Annotated in this window: 20 protein-coding genes, 1 pseudogene and 1 riboswitch; of the genes and pseudogenes, 4 read left to right on the top strand and 17 right to left on the bottom strand. The window is 62.1% G+C overall.

From position 1 onward, the window contains the following. Positions 1-6: 6 nt before the first annotated feature. The 4 genes from cobO to cobU are packed head-to-tail and all read right to left on the bottom strand — an operon-like array spanning position 7 to position 6115. Positions 7-642, bottom strand: coding sequence for a cob(I)yrinic acid a,c-diamide adenosyltransferase (gene cobO, locus ACS4RS_RS16700; protein WP_439010085.1), 636 nt, complete (start codon positions 640-642; stop codon positions 7-9). Beyond that, positions 639-4529 carry a cobaltochelatase subunit CobN gene (gene cobN / locus ACS4RS_RS16695; RefSeq protein WP_439010086.1) on the bottom strand — a complete coding sequence of 1297 codons (3891 nt, stop codon included), beginning with the start codon at positions 4527-4529 and terminating at the stop codon, positions 639-641. The genes cobO and cobN overlap by 4 nt, the downstream gene beginning before the upstream one ends. A gap of 4 nt (positions 4530-4533) precedes the next feature. Then, a complete protein-coding gene (gene cobW, locus ACS4RS_RS16690; protein ID WP_439010087.1) occupies positions 4534-5583 on the bottom strand; it encodes a cobalamin biosynthesis protein CobW in 1050 nt (349 codons plus the stop codon). Between the two features lie 4 nt (positions 5584-5587). Then, a complete protein-coding gene (cobU, locus tag ACS4RS_RS16685) occupies positions 5588-6115 on the bottom strand; it encodes a bifunctional adenosylcobinamide kinase/adenosylcobinamide-phosphate guanylyltransferase (RefSeq protein WP_439010088.1) in 528 nt (175 codons plus the stop codon). A gap of 281 nt (positions 6116-6396) precedes the next feature. After that, a riboswitch (cobalamin riboswitch) is annotated at positions 6397-6789 on the bottom strand. Positions 6790-7068: 279 nt separating this feature from the next. On the opposite strand from cobU, the gene ACS4RS_RS16680 reads away from it, so the two are divergent. Further along, positions 7069-8859, top strand: coding sequence for a chloride channel protein (locus ACS4RS_RS16680; RefSeq protein WP_439010089.1), 1791 nt, complete (start codon positions 7069-7071; stop codon positions 8857-8859). A gap of 7 nt (positions 8860-8866) precedes the next feature. Here the strand turns inward: ACS4RS_RS16680 and ACS4RS_RS16675 are convergent, their stop codons facing one another. The 3 genes from ACS4RS_RS16675 to ACS4RS_RS16665 form a co-directional block, all read right to left on the bottom strand. Next, complete coding sequence (locus ACS4RS_RS16675; protein ID WP_439010090.1) at positions 8867-9913, bottom strand: adenylate/guanylate cyclase domain-containing protein; 1047 nt, start codon at positions 9911-9913, stop codon at positions 8867-8869. 303 nt (positions 9914-10216) lie between these two features. Then, the gene (locus ACS4RS_RS16670) at positions 10217-10987 is read right to left on the bottom strand and encodes an SDR family oxidoreductase (protein WP_439010091.1); all 771 of its coding nucleotides are present in this window, start codon (positions 10985-10987) and stop codon (positions 10217-10219) included. Between the two features lie 83 nt (positions 10988-11070). Then, positions 11071-12525 (bottom strand): cobyric acid synthase, encoded by a 1455-nt coding sequence (locus ACS4RS_RS16665; protein ID WP_449313742.1) that lies wholly within the window; start codon positions 12523-12525, stop codon positions 11071-11073. Positions 12526-13208: 683 nt separating this feature from the next. Here ACS4RS_RS16665 and ACS4RS_RS16660 point away from each other — a divergent pair. After that, positions 13209-14210, top strand: coding sequence for a glycine betaine ABC transporter substrate-binding protein (locus ACS4RS_RS16660; RefSeq protein WP_439010092.1), 1002 nt, complete (start codon positions 13209-13211; stop codon positions 14208-14210). A 34-nt stretch (positions 14211-14244) separates the two neighbouring features. Beyond that, positions 14245-14595 carry a hypothetical protein gene (locus tag ACS4RS_RS16655; RefSeq protein ID WP_439010093.1) on the top strand — a complete coding sequence of 117 codons (351 nt, stop codon included), beginning with the start codon at positions 14245-14247 and terminating at the stop codon, positions 14593-14595. Positions 14596-14626: 31 nt separating this feature from the next. Here ACS4RS_RS16655 and ACS4RS_RS16650 read toward each other — a convergent pair whose 3' ends face one another. Beyond that, positions 14627-14782, bottom strand: a complete 156-nt coding sequence (locus ACS4RS_RS16650) for an entericidin domain-containing protein (protein ID WP_003540537.1) — start codon at positions 14780-14782, stop codon at positions 14627-14629. 99 nt (positions 14783-14881) lie between these two features. Beyond that, positions 14882-15823 carry a LysR family transcriptional regulator gene (locus ACS4RS_RS16645; protein ID WP_192815297.1) on the bottom strand — a complete coding sequence of 314 codons (942 nt, stop codon included), beginning with the start codon at positions 15821-15823 and terminating at the stop codon, positions 14882-14884. Between the two features lie 71 nt (positions 15824-15894). Here ACS4RS_RS16645 and ACS4RS_RS16640 point away from each other — a divergent pair, with 71 nt between their 5' ends. Beyond that, complete coding sequence (locus tag ACS4RS_RS16640; protein WP_439010094.1) at positions 15895-16083, top strand: hypothetical protein; 189 nt, start codon at positions 15895-15897, stop codon at positions 16081-16083. A 41-nt stretch (positions 16084-16124) separates the two neighbouring features. Here ACS4RS_RS16640 and ACS4RS_RS16635 read toward each other — a convergent pair whose 3' ends face one another. From ACS4RS_RS16635 to ACS4RS_RS16600, 8 genes and pseudogenes are all read right to left on the bottom strand, one after another. Next, positions 16125-16850, bottom strand: coding sequence for an ABC transporter ATP-binding protein (locus ACS4RS_RS16635; protein WP_003593982.1), 726 nt, complete (start codon positions 16848-16850; stop codon positions 16125-16127). Between the two features lie 2 nt (positions 16851-16852). After that, positions 16853-17600: pseudogene (locus tag ACS4RS_RS16630) on the bottom strand (ABC transporter ATP-binding protein). Continuing rightward, entirely contained in the window at positions 17597-18607 is a 1011-nt protein-coding gene (locus tag ACS4RS_RS16625; protein WP_449313741.1) for a branched-chain amino acid ABC transporter permease, read from the bottom strand. The pseudogene ACS4RS_RS16630 and the gene ACS4RS_RS16625 overlap by 4 nt, the downstream one beginning before the upstream one ends. Further along, positions 18607-19491, bottom strand: coding sequence for an ABC transporter permease subunit (locus ACS4RS_RS16620; protein ID WP_439010097.1), 885 nt, complete (start codon positions 19489-19491; stop codon positions 18607-18609). The genes ACS4RS_RS16625 and ACS4RS_RS16620 overlap by 1 nt, the downstream gene beginning before the upstream one ends. Before the next feature lie 49 nt (positions 19492-19540). Continuing rightward, entirely contained in the window at positions 19541-20689 is a 1149-nt protein-coding gene (locus tag ACS4RS_RS16615; protein ID WP_439010098.1) for an ABC transporter substrate-binding protein, read from the bottom strand. A gap of 133 nt (positions 20690-20822) precedes the next feature. After that, a complete protein-coding gene (locus ACS4RS_RS16610; protein ID WP_439010099.1) occupies positions 20823-21668 on the bottom strand; it encodes a shikimate dehydrogenase in 846 nt (281 codons plus the stop codon). A 91-nt stretch (positions 21669-21759) separates the two neighbouring features. Further along, positions 21760-23652 carry a bifunctional sugar phosphate isomerase/epimerase/4-hydroxyphenylpyruvate dioxygenase family protein gene (locus ACS4RS_RS16605; RefSeq protein ID WP_439010100.1) on the bottom strand — a complete coding sequence of 631 codons (1893 nt, stop codon included), beginning with the start codon at positions 23650-23652 and terminating at the stop codon, positions 21760-21762. After that, positions 23649-24533 carry a shikimate dehydrogenase family protein gene (locus ACS4RS_RS16600; protein ID WP_439010101.1) on the bottom strand — a complete coding sequence of 295 codons (885 nt, stop codon included), beginning with the start codon at positions 24531-24533 and terminating at the stop codon, positions 23649-23651. The genes ACS4RS_RS16605 and ACS4RS_RS16600 overlap by 4 nt, the downstream gene beginning before the upstream one ends. Between the last annotated feature and the right edge of the window lie 47 nt (positions 24534-24580).

Genomic DNA, 24580 nt, shown 5'->3' with positions numbered 1-24580 from the left:
ATCGCTCTAGAATTCCACCCCCGGCTGGCCCTTGATGCCGGAGCGGAAGGGATGCTTGACGAGTTCCATCTCGGTGACGAGATCGGCGATCTCGATCAGTTCTTCCCTCGCGTTGCGCCCCGTCAGCACGACATGCGTCATGACGGGCTTCTCGGCCGTCAGGAAGGCGACGACTTCGTTGATGTCGAGATAGTCGTAGCGCAGCGCAATGTTGATTTCGTCGAGCAGCACCATCGAATTGCGCTCATCGCGGATCAGCTCCTTGGCCTTTTCCCAGGCAGCCGAGGCGGCGGCAACGTCGCGGGCGCGGTCCTGCGTTTCCCAGGTGAACCCCTCGCCCATGGTGTGGAACTGGCAGAGATCAGAGAAATGTTTCTCGATCAGGTCGCGCTCGCCGGTCCACATCGCGCCCTTGATGAACTGAACGACGGCCGAGGGTTTGCCATGGGCGATGTGGCGGAAGATCATGCCGAAGGCGGCGGATGATTTGCCCTTGCCCTTGCCGGTGTGGACGATAATCAGACCTTTGCCGTCGGTCTTGGTCGCCATGATCTTGTCGCGCGCGGCCTTCTTCTTCGCCATCTTCTCGGCGTGGCGCGCATCGTCCTTGCCCGTTTCGTTGTCCGGGATTTCGTCGCTCATCGGTTCACCTCATTCTGTTGTATGGCCAGGTCGAACCGGGCCGAATTGCTGCGCGGCGTCCAAAGGCTGCGGTCGATCGCCTCGCGCAGCCGCGCCGCCATCTCGTCAAATGCCGCCGGGTTCTTTTCCACCATGAAGCTACGCACGGCCGGATCGGTGACGAAGGCCTGATAGACAGCTTCGAAATGATGCGCGCCGACCGCACCCGTCGTCGCCGCGAAAGCGAAGAGATAATCGACAGTGGCGGCGATCTCGGCCGCGCCCTTGTAGCCGTGGCGCATGACGCCCGATATCCATTTCGGATTGACGACCCGCCCGCGCACGACGCGGCCGATCTCTTCCTCCAGCGAACGGATCACCGGCCGCTCCGGCCTCGAATGGTCATTGTGGTAGATCGAGGGGCGGGCGCCTCTGAGCGCCTCGGCCGCGGCCGCCATGCCGCCCTCGAACTGGTAATAGTCGTCGCTGTCGAGCAGATCGTGTTCGCGATTGTCCTGGTTCTGAACCACGGCCTGCACCGAACGCAGCCGCTCTTCGAACAGGCCGCGTTCGGCCTTGCCCTCCTCGCCGGCGCCATAAGCATAGCTGCCCCAGACGAGATAGGCCTCGGCGAGATCGGCGCGCCGCTCCCAACCCTTCTCGTCGATCAGCGCCTGCAGTCCGGCGCCGTAGGCGCCGGGCTTCGAGCCGAAGACCCGGTAGCCCGCCCGGCGTTTCGCCGCGGCGGCGTCGAGACCGGCGGCTGCAAGCCTTGCCGCCTCGCCACGCATGCGCGCCGCTATCGGATTGTCGGCCTCGTCCTCTTCAAGCGCGCCGACGGCGCGGACCGCCTTGTCGAACAGGGCGATCTGCTCGGGAAAAGCGTCGCGGAAGAAGCCGGAGATGCGGAGTGTCACGTCGACACGCGGCCGCCCGAGCATGGCTTGCGGTATGATCTCATAGCCGGTGACGCGGCGCGAACTCATATCCCAAAGCGGCTTGACGCCGATCAGCGCCAGCGCCTGGGCAATATCGTCGCCGCCAGTGCGCATGTTCGACGTGCCCCAGGCCGTCAGCCCCAGAGAAACCGGCCATTCGCCGTGATCCTGCACATAGCGGCGCACCAGCAGTTCGGCGGATTTCTTGCCGAGTTCGTAAGCGGCCGGTGTCGGCACCGCGCGGCTGTCGACCGAATAGAAATTGCGCCCCGTGGGCAGTACGTCGGGCCGCCCGCGCGTCGGCGCACCCGACGGACCGGGTGCGACGAAGCGGCCGTCGAGGCCGGCAAGCAGGCCCGCGATTTCCGCCGGGCCGCAGGCAAGGATTGAGGGTTTGAGACGGGTCTCGATCTCGGAGAGCACCGCCTGCGTCGCCGTCCATTCCGCGGGGCAGGCGACCTCGCCAGAGACCAGATTGGCCGCCAGCAATTCGATGCGCTCGACAGTGTCGCCGTTGGTGCGCCATGGTGCATCGAGAACGTCGGCGAGTATTGCGGGACGCGTTCCGGTCCACGGGGCGGCCATGTCGCAGTCGAGAGGGTCGAAGGAAGGCCCCTCCCCAACCCCTCCCCACAGGTGGGAGGGGCTTACCGTCGCGCTTGCGGCAACCTCTGCGACCAAAGCTGATGACGAGACGATGCGCCCAGCAAGTCCCTCCCCCTTGTGGGGAGGGGTTGGGGAGGGGTTTTTCAGCCCATCCCCAGCAATCGCCCGCTGCAAACTCGCATCCCCGCCCTCGCCCAGCCCGCGCGGTACCCGCGCCAGCGCCACGGTCAAATCCGTCAGCAGCCGCCCCTCGGGCGACACGCCGAACACATGCAGCCCATCCCGGATCTGCATTTCCTTCAGGTCGCAGAGATAGGCGTCGAGCTTCTTCAGCGCTTCGCCTTCGCTTTCGCCGCTCTTTATGCCGGCATCCCGGTCGAGGCCGATATCGGTGACCAGATCGAGGATTTGCCGGCTGAGCAGGCGGATGCGGCGGGGATCGCCGCCGGAGGCCTCGTAATATTCGTCGACCAGCGCTTCGAGATCCTTGAGCGGCCCGTAGCTCTCGGCTCGCGTCAAAGGCGGCGTCATGTGATCGATGATGACGGCGGCAGTCCGGCGCTTGGCCTGCGTGCCCTCGCCCGGATCGTTGACAATGAAGGGGTAGAGATGCGGCATGGGCCCGAGGATCGCCTCGGGATAACACTCCTCCGACAGCGCCAGCGCCTTGCCCGGCAGCCATTCGAGATTGCCGTGTTTGCCCATGTGAATGACGGCATCGGCGCCGAACGCGCGCCGCAGGAAAGCATAAAAGGCGAGATAACCGTGCGGCGGCACGAGATCCGGCGAATGATAGCTCTCCTTCGGATCGATATTATAACCGCGCGCCGGCTGAATGCCGACGAGGACGCCGCCGAAGCGGGCGAAAGGCAGAGCGAACACACCCTCGCGAAAATACGGATCGTTCTCGGGATCGCCCCAGCGGGCCCTCACCTCATCCTGAATCTTGTTGGGAAGAGAGTCCAGGAAGCTGTTGTAGAGACTGAGCGAAAGCGTTTCGCGGATGTTCCTGCCATCATGCCCCGAATTGGTCGGCCCTTGCATCAGATGCCGGATCAGCGCATCGCCGTCGGTCGGAATATCGGCGAGCGGATAACCCGCCGCCGCCATCGCCCGCAGCACCTCGATGCTGCCGGCAGGCGTATCCAGGCCGACCCCGTTGCCGAGCCGGCCATCGCGGTTCGGATAATTCGCCATCACGAGCGCGATGCGCCGGTCGCGAGCCGGAGTGGCGCGTAGCCGCGCCCAGTTGGCGGCGAGTTCCGCCGTATAGCGCACCCGGCCGGCATCCGGTTCACTGGCGACAACGTTGGTCTCGACGGCAGCATCGTAAAGCGCCGCCGTCTTGAAGGAGACCGCCCGCGCCAGCACCCGGCCATCAACTTCGGGCAGCGCCACGTTCATGCCGAGATCCCGCGCCGACAGGCCTTGCGCCGAAGCTGTCCATGTCTCCCGCGACGAGGCCGACAGGATCGCCTGCAGCACCATTGCCCCGTTCGCCTCCAGCACTGTCGGCTGCCGGTTGGCGCCGGGTGCCGAGACCGCAAAGCCGGTCGTATTGATCACGACATCGGGTTTCAGCGCTGAAAACACGCTTTCGATAATGCCTGTCGAAACCGGATCCTTGAGGCTATAGGCAAAGACTGGTAGCGGCCGAAGGCCTTGCGCCTGCAAGGCGTCGATCAGCGCCTCGATCGGCTTGGTCTCGCCGCTCTGCACGAGGGCGCGGTAGAAGCTGATGGCGGCGATTGGCCTCACCGCCACCTTCTCCGTCGAATGCGCGGTCATCCGCCGCCACTCCTCGACCCCGATCAGCTCCTGCCCCGGCCACCAGATGCCGGCCTTCATCAACGGCACCGCCGGCGCCGGCTTCTTCGCGCCCGACAGCATCGCCCCGGCATAATCGAGAAAGGCGCGCGCATTGGCGTCGCCGCCCTCGATGAGATAGGACCAGAGTGCATCGAGATCGTCGGCAGCGAGGTTCGAGAAGGGTACCAGCCCCGCATCCGGCCTCGCATCGCCCGGCAGCACCGCAATCTGCGCGCCGGCGCGGGAGGCTGTCGCATGCAGCGCTTCCAGCGCATAGCGGAAATAGCTGGCGCCGCCGAGCGCACGAACGATGATGAGCTTGGCGTGCCGCGCCGTGCGCTCGACATAGGTATCGACCGACATCGGGTGCTTGAGGCTCATCAGGCTCGCAAGCCTCAGCGAATGCGGCCCACCGCAGGCGCGATGGGCGGCCGCGATCGCCGCAAGCTCGCTGTCGGCAGCCGACAGGAACAGGATATCGCCCGGCGTCTGACCGAGATCGATCGCCTCCTCGCCGTCGCTGATCGTTCCCTGCTGGGCCAGAAGCAGATGCATGGGTTTACGCCAGCGCCTCGATCGCCGCCTTGACCGCGCCTTGATCCATCTCATGCAGACCGATGACGACGAGGCGCGTGCCGCGCTTTTCGCCAGGCGCCCAGGCGCGGTCGAAATAGTGGTCGATGCGGCTGCCGACGGCTTGGAGCTGCAGGCGCATCGGCTTGCCCGAAACATCGACGAAGCCCTTGAGGCGCAGCACGTCATGGGCTGATATGATGCTCTTCAGCGACTCGGCGAAGCCGGCGGGATCGGCGACCGGGCCGAGATCGACGACGAAGCTGTCGAATTCGTCATGATCGTGCGGCGTGCCGTCCTCATGCTCCAGCTCGTGGTGAGACTTGCGGTTGGCGATATCGTCCTCTGTGCCTATGCCGAGGCCGAGCAGGATGCCGGCCGGCACCGCGCCGTTTTTCGCCTCGATCATCGCCGGTTTGCGCTGGGTGCGGGCGGCGACCTCGTCGCGCACCCGGCCGAGACCGGCCACGTCGATCAGGTCGGTCTTGTTGAGCACAATGAGATCGGCGCAGGTGAGCTGATCCTCGAACAGTTCCTCGATCGGGCTCTCGTGATCGAGCGATTGATCCTCGCCGCGCGCCGCCTCGACGGCATCGTGGTCGTCGGCGAAACGTCCGGCGGCGACAGCCGCGCTGTCGACTACCGTGATGACGCCGTCGACGGTCACCTGGGTACGAATATCAGGCCAGTTGAAGGCCGCCACCAGCGGCTGTGGCAAAGCCAGGCCCGAGGTTTCGATGACGATATGGTCGGGCCGCTGCCCGCGTTCCAAGAGCTTCGTCATCGTCGGAATGAAATCGTCGGCAACCGTGCAGCAGATGCAGCCATTGGTGAGCTCGATGATATCGTCCTCGCTGCAGTTCTCCGCACCGCAGCCCTTCAGTACCTCGCCGTCGACACCGAGATCGCCGAATTCATTGATAATCAGCGCGATCTTTTTGCCGCCGGCATTGGTAAGCAGGTTGCGGATCATCGTCGTCTTGCCGGCGCCGAGGAAACCGGTGATGACGGTCGCAGGAATCTTATGTTGGCTCATGGATTTAACCCTTCATTTTCAGCGGCAGGCCTGCCGCGATGAAATAGACTTCGGCGGCCTTTGCCGCGATCATCTGGTGGAGCCGGCCGGCATGATCGCGAAAATCCCGCGCCATCCGATTGTCCGGCACGATGCCGAGGCCGACCTCGTTGGAAACGAAAACAAGGCGCGCCTTTGCCCGCGGCAAATAATCGGCGAGCGCCAAAAATTCCGCCGCCATATCGCGCTCCGCCATCATCAGATTGGTGACCCAGAGTGTGAGGCAGTCGATCAGCACGACCCGGCCCTCACCGTCGATGGCGGCGAGCTTGCCGACGAGATCGAACGGCTCCTCATGCGTCGTCCATGACGGGCCGCGATCAGCCCTGTGTTGGGCAATGCGGGCCTGCATCTCTTCGTCCCAGGCCCGGCCGGTCGCGAGATAGTGGCGATCAAGGCCGGTTGAAACGACAACGTTTTCGGCAAAGCGGGATTTACCGGAGCGTGCGCCGCCGAGGATGAAGACTGTAGTGATCGATAGAGCGGTCGTCATGCGCAAACGGCCCTTTGACGGGGTACTGCGCTCCACCCACCCTCATTCCTGTGCTCGTCACAGGAATCCAGCCACGGCGCGTCCGCGCCGTGAATGACTCTCATTCGGGAAGGTAGTCTCCCGCGCCCAAGGACTTGGGTGCACTGGATTCCTGTGACAAGCACAGGAATGAGGGTGGAGAGGAAAGTGCTCCCCTGCACCGCACGAGGCAGCGCCGAATTCAATCGTTCAGCCAAAACAACCTCCGTGCTGGCAGCGGGTCTCTTGCCCAGGGTTGGGCTTTTCGCCCGGCACGAGTGGCAGGTCTCCTGGCTCGCGGTTGTCGGCCGCGATCGGGGCGGACCGGAAACCGGTCGCCCCTGATCGTGCCAGCGAATCTGCCTCGCCTTCCCGGCTGCATTGGTGAAGAAGTGGACGATTCGTAGAAATGGAGGCGTCCGACCCCGGTTGATCACCATGCATGTCCAGTGGCTTTTCCGGCATGCCGCCCGTCCCGCCCGCCGACACGATTGCATGCGGGCAGGAAGGGCTCGATGCCGGATGGAAGACCCTGACCGCTCTACAGTCGCGGGGTCGGCTGTGATGAAGGCGCCCGGTGTGGGTCCGCCCCGTCACATTCCCTTTTCATCCGGAAGGCATAACGCCGATCCGGAACCATCCGTTATATCCGAGGATGGTCAGATGACCATCCGCGTGGGATGGTCTTGAGGCCATCCGTTGAGGGATGGTTAGGCAAGGTGAGGAGTGAAGTCAACCGGCCTTGACGGCCGGCCGCCGGCGGCAAGGCAGGCACGTTCATTGAAACACGACTTACTCCACCAGAAATATCGTCATTTATCAGAGGTTTACGTCATAAATATTTGACCCGCGCGCCGGCTTTTCGCCGCAATTACACTGCAAGCGGACTGCGCCATCGCCCTTGACCGGGCCTCTTCCTGCCTAGTTGTCTTGCCATGCTTATGAAATTGGATCGGCGCCGGTTCCGAGCGCTGCGTGTTTTCTTCGATCCGGGGCGGCTGCGCGCGCTGACCCGCCGCAGCGAAGTCGGCCTGTCTCTGGCGGGCGCTGTCGTCGGCATTGCCTCCGGTCTTGCCGTGACCGGCATGAGCTTCGTCTCGAATGAACTGCATCAGTTGGTCTTCGGCATCGCCGACAGCGAAAGACTGAGTTCGTCGGTGATCGGCGACAAGCTGCTGCTACTCACCGCCCCGGTCATCGGCGGCATCCTGCTCGGCCTGTTGCTCTTCATTTTGGCCAAACGCCGTAAGAAGCCGATGGTCGATCCGATCGAGGCCAATGCGCTGCATGGCGGCCGCCTGTCCTTGACCGACAGCATCATCGTCGCCGTGCAGAACCTGATCTCCAATGGTTTCGGCGCCTCCGTCGGCCTGGAGGCCGGCTACACCCAGCTTGCAGCGGGCCTCGCCTCGAAATTCGGCCTGAAGCTGCAGCTTCGCCGCGCGGATCTGCGCGTCCTCGTCGGCTGCGGCGCAGCCGGCGCCATCGCCGCCGCCTTCAACGCGCCGCTGACCGGCGCCTTCTATGCCTTCGAGCTGATCATCGGCACCTATACGATCGTCTCGCTGACCCCTGTGGTCGTCTCAGCCCTCGTTTCCACCCTGATCGCAAGGCTGCTCACCCATGGCGATTTCACTATCGACATCGGCAGCTTCGGCACAGTCGTGCCGGCCGATTATATCCCGGCGCTGCTGCTCGGCGCGGTCTCAGCCGGCGTCGGCATCCTGATCATGCAGGGCGTCGCCTTCGTCGAAGAACTGGCGCGGAAGAGCGCGATCGCCCCGCCCTTCCGGCCAGCGCTCGGCGGCATCGTCGTCGGGCTGCTGGCGATGATCTCGCCGCAGGTGCTTTCGGCTGGCCACGGCGCACTCCATCTGAACCTTTCCCGCGACGTGGCCGTCCCGGCGCTGATCGGCCTCTTCCTGTTGAAATCCTTGGCTTCGGCGATCTCGATCGGCTCGGGCTTCAGGGGCGGCCTGTTCTTCGCCTCGCTGTTCATGGGCGCCCTGCTCGGCAAGCTCTTTGCCTATTGCGGTCCCTATTTTGCCGATGCGACGCTGACGCCCGTCATTTATGCCGTGGTCGGCATGAGTTCGCTTGCCGTCGCCGTCATCGGCGGGCCGCTGACGATGACGTTCCTGGCGCTCGAAATCACCGGCGACTTCCCGATCACGGCGCTGGTGCTCGCCGCCGTCATCACCTCCTCGCTCGTCGTGCGCTCGACCTTCGGCTACTCCTTCGCCACATGGCGCTTCCATCTGCGCGGCGAAAGCATCCGCAGCGCCCATGACGTCGGCTGGATCCGCAACCTGACGGTGGACAAGCTGATGCGCGCCGACGTCAAGACGGCAAAGGCGGGCATCTCGCTGGAGGAATTCAAGCAGGCCTTCCCGATCGGCTCGACCCAGCGCGTTATCCTCGTCGAAGAGAGCGACAAATATGCCGGCCTCGTGCTGGTGCCGGAGATCTACGCCAACCCGACCGACGCGCAGGACGAAGGCAAGACGCTCGCCGATTTCATCCACTACCGCAACGATTTCCTGCAGCCGCAGATGAATGCCAGGCAGGCGGCGGCGATCTTCGACAAGAGCGAAAGCGAAGCACTCGCCGTCGTCAACAACCTGATCGAACGCAAGGTGATCGGCCAGCTCAGCGAAAGTTATACGCTGCGCCGCTACAGCGAAGAACTTGACCGCCGCCGCCGCGAGGTCTCAGGCGAAATCTGAAGGGCTGCTATGACCCTGCGCCGGCCAGCCGGAAGACGTCGGCCTTCTTCGACACGCCCCGCAATTCGAACGATCCGAGATACTCGCAGGGGACGGCTGACGTCGCCGCGAAGCTCTCCGACAGCAGCAGGTCCTGCTCGAGCATTCCGCAGAGCCTTTCCAGCCGCGAGGCTTCGTTGACCGCCCTGCCGATCACCGTGAAGTCGAGCCTGTCGTGGGCGCCGACGTTTCCGTAGAAAACTTCGCCGAGATGCAGCACGACATCGATGCCGATATCGGGGCCTCCGTTGCGCGTCCGCTCGCGATTGAGCTCTTCGTTGGCCTTCAGCAGATTCTGCGCCGAAGCCAACGCCGCCCTGCAGGCTTTTTGCGGATCCTCGGCCTCGGTCGGAAAGATCGCCAGCACGCTGTCGCCCATGAATTTGAGGATCTCGCCGGAATTTTCCTCGACATGCCGGCCGATCAGCTCGAAATGCTCATTGAGAAACCCGACGATCTCCGCGGGCTGATAGACCTCGGTCAAAGCCGTGAAATTGCGAAGGTCGGCCAGCAGGATGGCGGCATCGATGGAACCGCCCATTCCTCTGCGGGTTTCGCCGGCAAGGATGCGCGCACTCGTTCTAGCGCCGGTATAGACCGCGAGGATGTCGCTCGCCGTCTTCGACACCGCCACGCGGTAAGCCGCCAGTCCGAGTGCCGGGAATAGCGCTGCGACGACCGCCAGTTGATCATCGGAAAATCCGCCCGGTGCATCGCTCGTCAGCGAGAAACCAAGCCCGCGCAGCGCGACTTCCTTCGGGAATTCGAAAAGGCTGATCACGTGATCCGTGCCCCCGGAAAGCGCAAACTCGTGAAGCTCGGTATAATCGAGACCCTCGCCCCTCGCCAAGTTCCATCGCCCCGTTCTTTCGCCGCGGCTCAAAAGGTGAAAGATCGGCGTCTTCTCGAAGTCACGCTCCGTCGCACTGCCGTGCTCGGCATTTTCAAGGACGGTCTCACCGCCCCGGATGAAATTGGCCGCGACGCCGCGATACATGGGATGCAGGGACGGCATTCTTATACTCGCCCGCCAGATCGGAAACCCGTCCGCGATCAGCCGCTCGCACAGGCCGGAAACGAGGTCGCCAATATGGTCGCTGGTGATTCCCTGCTCTATAATCCATTGAATATGATCGCTAATTTTCGAACCTCCACATGAGCCGGCGCAACCTTATGACGGCAAATCGGGCAAATGGGCGGCGATGCCGAACCGGCTGACGCCCTATTAATTGATAGTCGCGCCAAGCCGATATTTCCAGCCGTCATCAACGGCAAGTCTTTTCATACGAAGCCGGCACAACGCCGGCGGGTATCGTCCTCACATCCTGACCGTCATGCCGCCGTCGACAGTCAACACATGGCCGTTGACGAAGGAGGCGGCGCCGCTTGCAAGAAACAGCGCCGCGCCGGCGATCTCGTCCGGGCGTCCCCAGCGTTGGACCGGGATGCGCTGGCGCACGAAGGGCATCAATTCCTCATTCGCGGCCATTTCCGCGTTCGTCTCCGTGGCGAACCAGCCGGGTGCAATCGCGTTGCTGGTGATGCCGTAAGGGCCGAATTCGACCGCCATGCCGCGCATCAGGCCGGTCAAGCCCTGCTTGGCGGCGGGGTAGACGCAATCGCCGGGCATGACGACATGACCGCTGATCGAGGTCACCGCGATCAGGCGGCCATAATTGCGCCGCTTCATCAGCACCGCGGCATCGCGCGAAAGCATCATCGCCGCGGCCAAATCGGTACGCAGCAGCTCGATGATGCCATCATCGTCGAATTCGGTCAGCGGCCGCCTGTCGCGGGCGCCGACATTGTTGATCAGAATATCGAGACGGCCGTGGACCTCTTGGATATCGGCCATCACAGCACGCTGGGCCTCGCGGTCGGCGATGTCGAACACGGCAACCTCCGCCGTACCGCCCGCCGCACGCAGCGTCCTTACGGCCTCGTCCAGCGTCGCCGCCGTGCGTCCGGTGACGATGACATGCGCGCCGGCCTCGGCAAGCACGCGCGCCATCTCGAAGCCCAGACCGCGGCCGCCCCCGGTCACGAGCGCCACCTGACCGGCCAGTGAAAATCTATCCGATATGCTCATGGTTTCATCGCTCTCAACCGGCCTCGCCGCGAGAATTAATGGACTCAGTCAACTAATTTGGCAAGAGTACAAGGAGGGGCAGCCTAACCGAGCAGCCCGGCCAACCAGCGCGGATCGAGGTAACGCTCGAGTTCTCCGGCGATCTCATCAAGCGCCTGCTCGACACTCTCACGGTAGTTCCGCCGCTCGCCTGAAAGACCGAAACTTTGAAGCAGCCGGGTGCGATAGGCGTCGCTGCCGAAGAGCCCGTGCAGGTAGGTGCCCATGATTCGGCCGTCGGCGGAAATCGCGCCGTCGGGCACGCCATCAACGATCGCTGACGGCCGGTCGCAATCCGGCCCGTTCGTCACGCCGAGGTGGATCTGGTAGCCGGCAAGCGGCACGTCGTATTCGGTCGAGCGGGCTTGGCTGTTGCGAACGGTTTTTTCAGGCGCCATTTCGGTCTCGACGTCAAGCAACGCAAGTCCCGGCGTCTCGAGTGTCCCGCCCTCAATACCGAGCGGATCGTGCACCATGCAGCCGAGCATCTGGTAGCCGCCGCAAATACCGATAACCCGGCCGCCGCGTCTGACATGCATATGGAGATCGCGGTCCCAGCCTTCAGCCCTGAAATCGGCGAGATCCGATATCGTCGATTTCGAGCCGGGAAGAATGACGAGGCTCGCATCGGCAGGCAGCCGTTCGCTAGATCGCACGAAGACCAGTTCGACGTCCGGCTCTGCCCGCAGCGGGTCGAGATCGTCGAAATTGGCGATGCGCGGCAGCACCGGCACGGCGATCTTCAGAGCGCCCGCCATGCCCTTCACCAGCCGTTCGAGCGCGACCGAATCTTCGGCCGGCAGGCGCGCCGCACCCGGCAGCCACGGCACGACGCCGAAACACGGCCAGCCGGTAAAGCCTTCGATAGCGCGGATGCCGTCGTCAAACAGCGAGACATCCCCGCGGAACTTGTTGATGATATAGCCCGCGATCATCGCCCGGTCGCCGTCATCGAGGATCGCATGCGTGCCGACCAGCGAGGCGATGACACCGCCGCGGTCGATATCGCCGACGAGCACGACAGGCACGCCGGCCCGGGTCGCAAAACCCATATTGGCGATATCGCCGGCCCTCAGATTGATTTCGGCCGGCGATCCGGCGCCCTCGACGATGACGAGGTCGGCACCTGCAGCGACTTTTTCGAAGCTTTCGAGCACGGCGCCGAGCAGCTGCGGCTTCAGCCGCTGATAGTCGCGCCCCTTCGCCCCGCCGAACACCCTGCCCTGCACGATGATCTGGCTGCCGTTTTCCGATTGCGGCTTGAGCAGCACCGGGTTCATGTGCACCGAGGACGGCTTGCGTGCAGCCAGCGACTGCAGCCACTGCGCTCGACCGATCTCGCCGCCGTCATCGGCAACTGCCGCATTGTTCGACATGTTCTGCGGCTTGAACGGCCGGACGGCAAGTCCGCGATTGGCCGCCAGCCGACAAAGGCCCGCGACCAGCACCGTCTTGCCGACATCCGAGCCGGTTCCCTGCAGCATGATCGCTCTTGCCATGGTGGCCGCCTTTCGCTGAGGCGAGGCCTACAATGGGCAACGATACCGGGTCAAGCGTCCCGCAGAAACGCGAAAACCGCGCATGGCCTTGGCTCTGCGCGGTTTGCCGAAAACTCAGGCGTCTTCGCCCCTACACGGCGAAGCTCGCTTTCTCCGGTACGCACTACCTGAACCGGAGAAGCGGCGGTCATTGCCGCCACGACCCAACTGATAACGGCACATTCTTACCGGAGAGTTATTGAAGGCTTACGCAAATGTTAATTTTGATCTTTTTTGACTTTCTCGCCGAAATTTCTGCCGAAGATCCACCGCCGATCGCCAAGAGCGTGCAGTCCGCTTAAAGGCGCCATTTTCGGGATATTTAGATAAATTCATCGAATTCAATCATTTAGTACCGCAACCATCAGCAGAAGACGGTTGATTTCTGCGAGCGAACGCGTAGGCTTCCCAAAAACGCCGTTTTCGAGCCAAGACCTGCGATAAGCTGCCGGAGCCGCAAGGACGAAGGCGCCCATGAACCGGAAAACGTTTGTCGCGGCATCCCCCGCGAGACATTTTCTTTGGGGCGCCGGACAAACTTGTCGCTGATTTCCGACCCCCGGCTGTGCGTCCGTAGATTCAAAGTATTCCAGCATCCTTAGCGCGTCTGAAAAGACGCGGCGCTGTAAAGAAGAATTCGGGGAATGACGATGAAGACGTTTCTGATTCCAGCCGTCTTTGCCGCGGCTCTTTCTACCGTTGCGCCGGCCGAAGCCGCAGAGTGCGGCAAGCTTTCGATCGCCGAGATGAAATGGGCCTCGGCCGGTATTGCGGCGAATTTCGACAAGATCATTCTGGAAAAGGGCTACGGCTGCTTGGTCACCATCGTCGACGGCGACACGTTGCCGACCTTCGCCTCGATGAACGAGAAAGGCACTCCGGACATCGCCTCTGAATATTGGATCAATTCCGTCAGGGCTTTGCTCGATCAGGCCGTCAACACCGGCCGACTGGTGCAAGGAGCCGAGATCCTGGCCGACGGTGCGGTCGAGGGCTGGTGGATCCCGAAATTCATCGCCGACGCCAATCCCGACATCCGGTCGGTCGAAGATGCGCTGAAACATCCCGAACTCTTCCCAGCCGAGGACGATGCGTCGAAGGGCGCGGTCTACAATTGTCCCGCCGGCTGGAGCTGCCAGATATCGACAACCAACCTGTTCAAGGCGCTTGCCGCGGACAAGAAGGGCTTCGAACTCGTCGAAACCGGCAGCCCCGAACGGCTCGATGCCTCGATTGCCCGCGCCTTCGAAAACAAGGTCGGCTGGCTCGGTTATTATTGGGCGCCGACGGCTGTCCTCGGCAAATACGACATGACGCGGCTGAGCTTCGGCGTCGGCCACAACAAGACCGAGTGGGACCGCTGCACGGCGGTTGCCGGCTGCATGAGGCCTGAACTCAATTCCTACCCGGTCTCGCGCGCCTTCACCTTGATGACCAGGTCTTTTGCCAGCCGTGCCGGACCTGTCACCACCTATCTCAAAACCCGCAAATGGGACAATCAGACGATCAATCAGGTTCTCGCCTGGCAAGACGAAAACCGTGAGAGCAACGAGGATGCCGCGATCCATTTCCTTCGCAATTACGAGGGCCTGTGGATGAAATGGGTTCCGGCTGATGTAGCCGAAAAGGTCAAGGCGAGCTTATAACGTCGGGAGACGATCAACGACCGGACGATTCGACATGAATGGAAACGTTCCCTTTCCCGACCGCGATACCGTTGCGGAAAAGCTCGCCGCGCTGTCGGAGACGGACAAATCATATCTAACGCTGCTCATGGAAAATGTCGCTCAGGACGATAACCTGCTTGACGGCCTGCGCCGCCATCTCGATCTCGCCGCCGGTTCGCCCTTCCTGAACTCGCTGAAGCTCGAAAATCTCGGCCTATGGCTCGGAGCCCAAGCGCCGGATCGGCTACAGATCCGGCTGATGGAAACCGCCCGCTCCAGCCAGCATCCGGCCTACCAAGCCTTCCGGACCGGTCTTGACCGATCCGGTGGCCTGGAAAAGGCTTATCCCCCGATCAACACTTGATCCGGCGCCCCCGCAGGAATCTGAACGGCCGTTACTTCTTTGCAGCGCGGTCAACCGAGCGGCCGGCATCCTGCGTGGCGTTCACGGTGTTTGCAGTATCTTTTCCTATGCCGCGGATCGTGTTGCCGCAGGAGGAAAGGGCAAGAAGAACCATCAAGGCTGCGGCGATTTTGGCCGTTGTCGTCATTTCGAATATCCTTGTTTGAAATCAACCCCGAACGGGACTTATGCCGTTCGCGCCGATAACGCACAAGGGGACAAAAGGTTCAACGCCTGAAAGAGATTATCAGGCGGCAACCGCCTTCGCTCTCTCGGCAAAGGCGCCGCGAATGCTGTCGGCCACCGTCTCGATCGGCCCCGATACCTGCGAGGCGGTCAGCAGGCGGATATCGAAAGCGCCGAGTTCCGGCAGGCCTTCCTGCGGACCGAGGATCGCCATGTCTTCATTGACATAGGATAGCGGCAGCGGCGCAATGGCGAGGTCGGAGAGCACGGCGGCGCGCTGCGCCATGGTGTGGCCGCTGAGATAGGCGACGCGATAGTGCCGCTTGTTGCGTTCGAGCTGGGAGAGCGCCTCCTGGCGCCAGATGCAGCCGTCCTCCCAGATCGAAATCGGCAGGGGATCGCGGCGATGCGCCGAACCGCACCTGGCGCCGGCCCAGACCAGCCGCTCGCGGAACACCACCTCGCCGCCTGTCGGGAACGGCCGCGTCGCACAGTTGATCAGGGCCAAGTCGAGCCGCTGCTCCTCCATGCGCTTTTTCAGCCCCATGCTCATGTCGATCGTCACGTCGACCATAATGCCGGGATAGCTCTCTGCGAAACTCTTGAGGATGCTCGGCAGCAGCCGCTCGCCGATATCCTCCGGCGCGCCGAGTCTGACGACACCGCTGAGCTCCGGCATGATGAAACGCGACACAGCCTCGTTAGACAGTGCCAGGATGTTGCGGGCGTAAGACAGCAGCATCTCGCCGTGGCGCGTCAGCGATACCGAGCGGGCGTCGCGCAGAAACAGCGTCGCGCCCAGCTGTTCCTCAAGCTTCTTGATCTGCATCGACACCGCCGAAGGCGTACGGAAGACCGCCTCTGCGGCGGTCGAAAAATTGCCTGTCTCGGCGATGGCGACGAAGGTACGCAGCACATCGTTGTCAAGCAGCGGAATGGGACGGCGAAAGGGAATACTCATCGTCGCATCTTTCAATTTTTCTGATTTATAACCCCATATCATTTTGTTTGATTGAATGTCAATCAAACCGCATATCTTTGACGGTCGGAACGATGCAGCAAAGGAGGCCCGACATGTCGCAAACGAGCATCTGGAATATCGTACAGGCCCTTTCCGCATTCAAGTCGCAAAGGCGCAGGGATGCGAACCATGAGCATGCGCTCCAGCAGCTAAAGCGTTTTCCATCGCATCTGCTGGCCGATTGTCAGCCCGAAATAGAGTTGGCCGTCGCAAAGCGCTGCAAGGCAGATGGGAGAGGGTAGAGACCGCCTCTTTGCTTTCATTCGTTGCACATCGATCTCGATCAACTCGCGACGTCATCGATGTGCCCGCCCAGGAAGAGCCGGCCAACCCGCGGATCGGCAAGAAGGTCGCTGGCCTTGTCATGCATCCGCGTCTGGCCGAGTTCCAGGACGAGCCCGTAGTCGGACATGGCGAGCGCCGCCTTGGCATTCTGCTCGACCATCAAAATCGTCACACCCTGGTCGCGCAGCCGGATCAGCGTCCGGAATACCTCCTGGACGAGATTGGGTGACAGGCCGATCGAAGGCTCGTCGATCAGAATGAGCTTGGGGTCCAGCAACAGGGCACGCGCGACTTCCAACTGTTTCTGCTGGCCGCCGGAGAGTTCGATCGCTTTTCGATCCCGATGGGTCTTGAGCGCCGGAAACTGCTCCATCACTAGGTCGATGCGCTCGCGCACCTTTGATGGATCCTTCGAGGTGATCCCGCCGAGCTCCAGATTGTGATAGACGGAAAGCTGCGGCACAATATTGCGCCCCTGCGGGACGTAACTGACGCCGCGGCCGAGCAGGTCGCGCGGCTTGTTGCCCGTCACATCCTGGCCGTTCAGCAGGATCTGGCCCGAATGAATGTTGAGCAGGCCGAAGATCGCTTTGAAGACCGTCGATTTCCCGGCGCCGTTCGGACCGATGATCGTTGTGATCGAGCCCCCCGGGATCTTGAACGAGACGCCGTTGAGGATCGTGATCTTACCGTAGCCGCCGTAGACTTCCTTCAATTCCAGCATGATCAGCCTCCCAGATATGCGTCGATGACCTGCTGGTTGGCGCGGATCTCGTCCGGCGCCCCCTCAGCAATGATGGCCCCTTCCGCCAGCACGATGATCCGCGTGCAGAGCGACATCACGAATTCCATATTGTGCTCGATCACCACGAAGGTCGTGTCGTGTTCGCGGTTATAGGTCAGGAGGCGTTCCTTCAGATTGCCGAGCATGGTCAGGTTGACGCCGCCCGCCGGCTCGTCCAGCAGCACCAGATCCGGCCCGGCCATGAAGGCCATCGCTGCATCGAGAAGCTTTTGCTGGCCGTAGGAAAGAGCGCCGGCCTTTTCCTCTTTCAGGTGCCTGAGCTTGAAGAAATCGACCAATTGTTCCGCCTGTTGCGTCAGCCCCGCATCGGGCTTTCCGAACAGCCTCGACAACATGGTTCCCTGGTGCTCCTGGCCGGCAAGGATGATGTTGTCGAGCACGGACATTTCCGGGAAGACCGAAAGCTGCTGAAACGTTCGGCCGACGCCGCGCTTGGCGAGATCGCATGACTTCATCCCCGCCAACCGGATGACCGTTCACGAAGACCTCGCCGCGATCCGGACGGAGCTGACCGAGCACGCAATTGAACAAAGTGGACTTCCCCGATCCGTTCGGACCGATCAGACCGAGCACCTCGCCTTTCATGACTTCGAAGCTGACGTCCTTGACGGCCTGGATACCGCCGAAGGTCTTGGAAATGTTGCGCACTGAGAGGACGGAACTGTTCATAGCTGTGCTCCCTCCTCCATGTCGCCGCGGGTGACACGTCTTGGGCGAATAGCGCCGATCAGCCGTCCACCTACCCCCATCAGGCCGCTTGGCGAAAACACCATGAGCAGGATGACCAGAGTGGAATAAATGATGAGATAGTAGCCTTCGGTAAACCGAAGGAATTCCGGCAGAAGGATCACGACGGCAGCTCCCAGCATCGGGCCGAAGAAATAACCGGACCCGCCGACAACGACCATCAGCAGAATTTTCAGCGAAAAACTCAGCGCGAAAGAGTTCGGCTCGATATATTGGACCACCGGCGAAACCAGCGTTCCGGCAAGCCCTCCGGCCGCCGAGCCGATGGCAAAGGACAGCAAGGTGATCCGGCGGATATTGAGGCCGAGGCTTTCGGCGCGAATTGAGTTTTCGCGCAGGCCCTTGAAAGCGCGTCCCCAGGGAGAACGGACCAGCCCGTACATCAGCAGTGCGAAGATCACGAAGACAACCAGGCAAAGATAATACATCTTCTGGTTCGACGTCAGCGGGATCGACAGGACCGTGGATTTCATGCCGGTGTTGAACACCCAGAAATCAGGCCGCGGCATGTTCGACTTTCCGTAAGAGCCACCGGTCAGCCAGTCCTCATTGCGAAGCACGAGCACGACCAGCGTGTTAAAGGCAAGCGTTACGAAGGCCAGGAAATGGCCTTTGACGCGCAGCGCCGGAAAGCCGACGAGCAGGCCGATGACAAAGCAGGCCGCCACCGATATCGGCATGGCGACGAGCCAGTGGATGCCATTCATGGTCACGAGGGCGGTGATATAGGCGCCCACGGCCATGAACGAGGCCTGTGCCAGCGAAATCTGCCCGGCATAGCCAAGCGTCAGGTTCAGGCCCATCGCCGCGATCGTGTAGATGAGCCACGAGCAGAGGATGAGGGCGACGTAGTTTCCCTGTCCGATCGGAGCAAGCGCCAGAAGAATAATTCCGACGACGATCAGGAGCCATTTCGGAACGAGGTTCATCAGACTTTCCTCCCTTCCGGCGTCCCCAGCAGACCTTCGGGCCGCCATAGGATGATGACGATGAGCAGCACGAGCGGAACCGCCGCACGATATTCGGCAGTGAGGTAGGTTGCCGTCATATTGTCGAGCACGCCGATCAGCAGGCCGCCGGCGAGCGCGCCGCGGATCTGGTTGAAGCCGCCGACGATCGCGGCGATGAAGGCGATAAGGCCGAGATATTCGCCGTTCGAGAACTTGGCAAGGTAGAACGGCGTGATGAGGAACGATGCCAGCGACGCGAGCGCCGCATTGATCAGAAAGGTGTAGAGCACCATGCGTTTCGTATCCACGCCGAGAATGCCCGCCACGTCGGGATTCTGCGCGGTCGCCTGCATGGCGCGGCCCGTTCTGGTGCGGTTGAGAAACAGGGTGAGAGCCACGACGACGGCAAGCGAGATGAAGAGATGGGCGATATCGGTGACCGAAATGACGGCGCCGAAGATGTTCAGGCTGCCACCGGAGACGAGTTCCGGAAAGGGCTGCGCTTCCGCTCCATAGAATTCCTTGACGCTCTCCCGCAACAGGATCGCCAACGCCATCGTCGCAATCACCAGGGGAAGACCGCCTCCTGCTTTCGACGCCTTCATCGGCTCGACGATCAGCCGCTTGAAGAGATAGCCGAGCACGAGAATGGAAGCCGCAAGCGCGACGAGAATGGCCAGAGGCAGCGGCAACCCGGCCCCCATCGCCATCAGCAGGAAGAAAGCGGGCAGCATGACGAATTCGCCCTGGGCGAAATTGACCGTCTGCGCAGCTTGCCAGACCAGCGTGAAGCCGATCGCCGCCAGCGCATAGATCGATCCCGTTGCCAGGCCCGACATCAGGACTTGCAGAAACTGTTGCATGGATCTTGCCTCAAAAGGGTGCCGGCCCGGCCGGCACCCGTGCTGAACCTCAATTCGCCGGAACGCTGCCGACGACCTTCTGCTTGCCATCCACGACCTGCGTCATGAAGCTTTCACGCGACATTTCGCCGGTGTCGTCCCAGGTGGTGGTAAGCAGCATGCCGGGATATTTGGCGACGTCGAGCGTCAGGCCGTGCAGCTTCTTGGCAAGCGCCTCCCGGTCGAGCGAGCCGTTGATCTCGGAGACGTACTTTACCGCATAGACGGCGACATAGCCTTTGAGGCCGTTGTGGTCGGTGACGCGATTGTACTTCTGCTTGAACTTCTCGCCGAAGGTCTGGATCGCCGGAACGTCGGCGCCGGTGGTGATGCCGACATGCGCGTAGGCGCCGTTGGCGGCTTCGCCGGCAAGATCGATGACCTTCTGGCCGGTCAAGGTGACTTCGCCGACGAGCGGCACCTTCAGCCCCTGCTTGCTGGCTTCCTTCAGGAAGCGGGCGGCCTCCTCTTCATTCAGATAAACGAAGACGGCCTCGGCGCCCGACTCCTTCAGCTTCGAGACGTCGGCCGCGAAATCGGCCTGGCCCTGCTCGGAAGGAACGTCGGCGACGAGATCGATGCCGGCTCCCTTCATCTCGCGGATGAAGACGTCATGGCCGCCCTTGCCGAACTCGTTGTTCACCCAGGCAACGCCGATCTTCTTGGCCTTCAGCGTGTCCTTGAAATAAGGCGTCAGTCCAGGCACGCCCTTTGCGGCGCTCGATGACGTACGGAAGATATAGGGATTGCCCTGCTGCGTGATGTTCGGGGCTTCCGAACCGGTGAACTGCGGGATGCCATTCTGCTGTGCCACCAGCATGTTGACGATCGTCGAACCGGAATAGACCGTTCCGATGATCGCATATGCGTCGGCGTCGATCGCCTTCTGCACCAGGGCACGCGATGTCGGCGCATCCGATTGCGTGTCGTAATCGTCCATGACGATCTTCTTGCCGAGGATGCCGCCGGCGGCGTTGATCTCCTCGACCGCCATATGAGCGCCGTCCCGATAGTTCTGGCCGGACACGGCGCCGGCGCCGGAGAGTTCGCATACGCACGGCAACGACACCGTGTCCTCGGCGCGAAGGCTCTGAGGATGCAGGGCAGCGCCTGTGATGAGGGACGCTGCGGCCCAAGCTATGAAATTACGTCTTTTCATGTTTTCCTCCCAAATACCTCCCGCTCATGCAGGAGACCTCCACCAATCGCCCGAGGCCGGCAAGCGCCGACGCCCAAACGGATTCATTTGAGCACTGCAAGACCGCCGTTCCCGGGACGGCCTATGCGCCCGCTCAGGCACCCGGCGACTTCGCGCGGATATCGTCGATAAGAATTTGTCGAAGCTCACCAGTGACGTCAGGCTTGACCTTAAACCATCTGTTGAAGCCGACGACGCCCTGATGCAGCAGCATGCCGAGCCCGTCGACACTGCGATGCCCCCGCGCTTTTGCGGCTCTGATCAGCTCGGTCTCGAGCGGCACGTAGATGACGTCGTAGACGATCGCATCCTTCTTCAGCGGACTGAGATCGATATCGAGCGGCGATTGTCCGATCATGCCGAGGCTGGTCGTGTTCACCAGCAAGTCGCATGTCGCCAGCAGATCCGGGAGTTCGCTCATGCCATGCGCGCTGACGCCGGCGCCGAAATGCGAAGCCAGGACCTCGGCTTTGGAAACGGTACGATTGCATAAGGCGACCGTCAGTCCCCGGCTCAGAAGACCGTAGGTGGCAGCCCGCGTTGCGCCGCCGGCGCCGAGAATGACGGCGCGCTTCGCCCCCATGTCCCAGCCGGGCGCCAGTTCGTCGATATTGCCGAGGAAGCCGATGGCGTCGGTATTGCCGCCGACGAGAACGCCGTCCTCCCACCAGATGGTATTGACCGCGCCCATTTTCGTTGCCGCATCGTCGATATGATCGAGATGCGGGATCACGGCGGTCTTATGCGGCACGGTGATATTGCCGCCGATCCATCCCGCCTCCCTGAAGTTCGAGAAAAAGGTATCGATATCCTGAGGCGGGATGTCCAGGCGCTCGTAGCTACCCTCGATCCCATAACGTTTCAGCCAATAGCCGTGCAGCATCGGCGAACGCGAATGTGAAATCGGGTGCCCCATGACAAATGCGCGGTTCAGCGTCATTTATTTCCACTCCCTGAAATTCTTTGCGATGCGATCGGCGACTTGCGAGCCGGCGCGACATTTTCCTGCAATGACTGTGGGCCGATCGGAGTCAGACATTTGGCATGCCCTCCGGTCTGAGGTGGCGCTTCTGGGCGGCTATGCGGAACGGCGCATTGGCTGCGCCATATCCCCGATATCTGCCGCGCCGCTCGACGATTTCGAAGAAAAAGCCTTCGCGGAAACCCGGACTGTAGAGCTGAAAATATTCGCCCTGCTCGTCGCGGTCATAGAGGATGTTCAGATCGCACAGCCGGTCCGCCATGACGGGATCCAGGCCGAAGCGGGCCTCGACGTCGTCATAGTAGTTGCGCGGGATCTTGAGCGGCGAAAATCCATTGGCCTTGAGCGCCTCGGCGGTGGCGAAAATGTCGGCCGTCGAAAACGCCAGGTGTTGAATGCTCGAGCCGAAGTTTTCCGCGATGAAATGGCCGGCGAGCGTGCGCCGATTGTCGGCGCCGTTCATCGTTATCCGCAATGCACCATCGGCGCTCTCGACGACCTGGCTGCGGACGAGGCCGGAGGGATCGACAATGTCGATCATCGGCGTCTTCTTGAGATCGAAGATCGAAAGGTAGAACAGCAGCCAGGACGGCAGCTCGTCCGCTTTCATTGTCTGCCCCACGTGATCGACCCTGAAAAGGCCGGTCGCCACAGTGGCGTCCACCTCTTCCACCGGCTGGAAATCTATCTCCCAAAGGCTGCCGAGTTCGCTCTTCTCGTCGACGAAATAGATGAGACCGCCGCCGACACCCCGAATTGCCGGAATTGCAAGCTCTCCCGGATGCACGGACTGTTCGAAAGGCTCCGCCCCCAGCGCCTTCGCCCTCTCGAGCGCGTTCTTCGCGTCGTCAACGTTGAGGCAGATGGCATAGGCCGAGGTGCCGTGGACGACGAAGGACGAGTAGGCAAAGCCCAACCGCTCCGTGTTCAGCAGGATGTTGATGCCGCCCTGACGTAACAGGGTTACGGCCTTCGACTTGTGCCGGCCATGGACCTTGAAACCCATGATCCGGAGAAAGGCCGCGAGCTCGTCGGCATCCTCGGTGCTGGTGGAAAATTCGATGAATTCCACACCTCTCACAGAGCTGCGGGGCGCGATCTCGGGCGCGCCGAAGGACACTCCGCCTTGGCTGCGCGCCACGCGGTCCGTCAGATCGACCAGCGACCGGCGGCCGTCGACGGAGATCAGTTTCGCAGAGCCGCCGCGAAACTGGTCGTTGAAGATCTCCAGGGATAGCGGTCCCTTATAACCCGTGGCCGCAACCGCCCGCATGAAGTCGACGACGGGCAGGTCGCCCTCACCCGGCATGTTGCGGAAATGCCGGCTGAGATAGAGAAGGTCCATGTCGATCATCGGCGCATCGGCAAGCTGCACGATGAAGATGCGGTCTCCGGGAATGGCCCTGATGGATTCGACGTCGATCCGTCTCGCCAGCGTATGGAAGCTATCAAGGATCAGGCCGATGTTCGGATGGTCGGCGCGCCGGACGATCTCCCAGGCGTCCCGATGATCATTGATGTGGCGCCCCCAGGCCAGCGCCTCGTACCCTACCCGGATCGACCGTCTGGCAGCCCTTTCCCCGAGTTCACGGAAATCGTCGGCAGCACGATCGATGCCGCCAAGCGCGACGGTGGAGATGTTGGAGCAGACCAGCATCAGCTCGGTGCCGAGTTCCTGCATGACGTCGAATTTCCGTTCGGCGCGATCGAATGTCCGGGAGCGGTGCGGCTCAGGCATGCCTTCGAAGTCGCGAAACGGCTGAAACAGGGTAATCTCCAGCCCGGCGTCGCGCACCATCCTGCCGATCTCCCGGGGCGAGGCGTCGAATGTCAGGAAATCGTTTTCGAAAATCTCGACACCGTCGAAGCCGGCAGCGGAGATCGCCTCCAGCTTCTCCTGGAGATCGCCGCTGATCGAGACCGTTGCAATCGAGGTCTTCATTTTACCGCCTCCGGCACGACGGACAGACCATCCTCGCCTGCCGCACCATTTGCGGATCGTGACGGCGGCTTCATGAAGCGAAGGTAGCTGAGCTGGATCGGCAACTGCGCCACCGCCATTTCCTCGCCGTTCTGAACCTTCAAGCCGTGCCGCTCCGCCTCTTTCAGCCAGGGCGTTATCACAGGCTTGGTGACGGCGTCGGCGACGATCAGCGCACCGGCCAGTTCGGCGACCGGGAAAGGCAGCGGATCGCCGGAATTCATACCGAGCGGCGAGGCGTTGACGGCGATATCGATCTTGCGGCCCGCTACGACGCGATCGAACACTTCGAGGTCGGGATGATAGCGATTGAGCTCGGCCTTGAGCGCGCTGCGGCGCATCTGGTCGGGCTCGATGATGGCAAGGGAGCTGGCGCCTTCCGATGCCAGTTCGAAGGCGATCGCCGTGCCCGCACCGCCGGCTCCGATCAGCAGGGCATTGCAGTCGCGCACCCTGACGCCGTGCCCCTCAAGCGCGGCGATGAATGCCATGCCGTCGGTCATGTCGCCGATCAGCTTTCCCGAAGGCGATCGCCTGATGGTGTTGACGGCTCTTGCGCGGCGGGCTCGTTCGCTGACCTCGTCGCAGGCGACGAAGGCGGCCTGCTTGTGCGGCATGGTGACGGAACAGCCGGCGCAGTTCTCCGTCCCCCGCAGGACATCGAAGAAAGCGGCGACCTTTTCCGGACGGATATCCATCGGCACGATGACGGCATCGACGCCGTGCTCGGCAAACCAGCTGTTCATCGGACCAGGCGATTTGACCTGCTCGACGGGGTGGCCGACGAGCGGAATGAAGACGGTCTTGCCGGTGACAACGCGCTTGCGCTTAAGCGAAACCATCGATCCTCCATCCTCCATCCCGAAGAGTTCCCACAGGGATTTTCTCC

It is taken from the genome of Rhizobium sp. F40D2 (assembly GCF_051810745.2).
In the GTDB taxonomy this organism is placed as follows: domain Bacteria; phylum Pseudomonadota; class Alphaproteobacteria; order Rhizobiales; family Rhizobiaceae; genus Rhizobium.
This window is presented reverse-complemented; position numbering and strand designations above follow the sequence as displayed.